Raw genomic sequence first — 1,616 nt, forward strand, 5'->3', positions numbered from 1 at the left:
CCGCGAAAACAAGTTAAGGCCACCGCCATAAAAACCGGCAACAAAAAAAGGCGGCCCAAAAGCGCCGCCCGCTTTCACATCATCAAGCACCCGCGCTTACGCGGCGAGCAGCCCATGCGGATCGATCACGAACTTGCGCGGCGCGCCGCCATCGAACTTCTTGTAGCCTTCCGGCGCATCATCCAGCGAGATCACCGAAACATTAACGATCTTCGCGATCGGCAAACGATCAAACAAAATCGCCTGCATGAGATTGCGGTTGTACTTGAGCACAGGCGTCTGCCCCGTATGGAACGTATGCGACTTCGCCCACCCCAGCCCAAAGCGGATGCTGAGGCTACCATGCTGAGCAGCAATATCCTTGGCACCCGGATCATCGGTCACATAAAGCCCCGGAATCCCAATCATGCCCGCAGGGCGCGTAATCTCCATGAGCGAGTTGAGCACCGTAGCCGGAGCCTCTTCCGAGTGCCCCGAAGCACCATGCCCATGCGCCTCGAAGCCCACGCAGTCGACAGCACAATCAATCTCCGGCTTACCCAGAATCTGAGCAATCTGCTCGCCCAGCGAAGCGTCCTTCGAAAGATCCACAACCTCGAACCCCATCGCCTTGGCGTGCGCGAGACGCTCCGCATTCATGTCACCAACAATCGTGCATGCCGCGCCAAGCAGCCGCGCCGAAGCGGCCGCCGCCATCCCCACAGGACCCGCGCCAGCGATATACACCGTCGAGCCCGGCTTGACACCCGCCGTCACCGCGCCGTGATAGCCGGTAGGCAGAATATCGGAAAGGCAAGTCAGGTCGCGGATCTTCGACATCGCCTGATCCTTGTCCGGGAACTTCAGCAGATTGAAATCGGCATACGGCACGAGCACATACTCGGCCTGGCCACCAATCCAGCCGCCCATATCGACATAGCCATACGCGCCGCCCGCGCGCGACGGATTCACGGTCAGGCACACGCCCGTGTGCTGCTCGCGGCACATCGCGCAACGCCCGCACGCAACGTTGAACGGCACCGACACCAGATCGCCAATCTTCAGCGTCTCGACGTCCTTGCCAATCTCGACCACTTCACCCGTGATCTCGTGACCGAGCACGAGGCCGACCGGCGCCGTGGTGCGGCCGCGCACCATATGCTGGTCCGAGCCGCAGATATTCGTGCTGACCACCTTGAGAATCACGCCATGGCCGATCGCGCGCCCGCTCGGATCGACCATCTTCGGATAGTCGATCTTCTGCACTTCGACTTTGCCCGGTCCTTGATACACGACGCCACGATTGCTCATCAGCTTGTCTCCTTCGAGTGAGTTGGCACTGCGCTACGCTTGCAACGCCGCGCACGCAGCGATATCTGGAGCGTAGCCCGCCGCACCTACCCCGCGATGTGCAAAAGCCGACGCGCGCTTGCACGGCGCCGACATCGGCTGGGGCGATCATGCGATGCGGCGCACTACGCGTTATGAACGTCCCGCCGCGCTCCACTGCAGATAATCGGCGCGCGTCCAGTCGAGCGACACGCCGATGCGCCGCGTGCCCGGCCGGATCTTCGGCTTGTGCACTTCGATAGTCAGCGAGTCCAGCGCCGGCCACTCGCGAAACGAGAGCGCCGCGA

The 1,616-nt window shown here is 61.9% G+C and carries 1 protein-coding gene and 1 pseudogene; both read right to left on the bottom strand.

All coding sequences use genetic code 11. The features are described 5' to 3' along the window. Positions 1–96: 96 nt before the first annotated feature. Positions 97–1,293 carry a formaldehyde dehydrogenase, glutathione-independent gene (fdhA, locus tag BO1_RS48790; RefSeq protein ID WP_028223770.1) on the bottom strand — a complete coding sequence of 399 codons (1,197 nt, stop codon included), beginning with the start codon at positions 1,291–1,293 and terminating at the stop codon, positions 97–99. A 168-nt stretch (positions 1,294–1,461) separates the two neighbouring features. Further along, positions 1,462–1,616 (bottom strand): annotated as a pseudogene (locus BO1_RS56030) (dihydroneopterin aldolase); the annotation flags it as partial.

The organism is Paraburkholderia oxyphila NBRC 105797, from assembly GCF_000685075.1.
Classification (GTDB): domain Bacteria; phylum Pseudomonadota; class Gammaproteobacteria; order Burkholderiales; family Burkholderiaceae; genus Paraburkholderia; species Paraburkholderia oxyphila.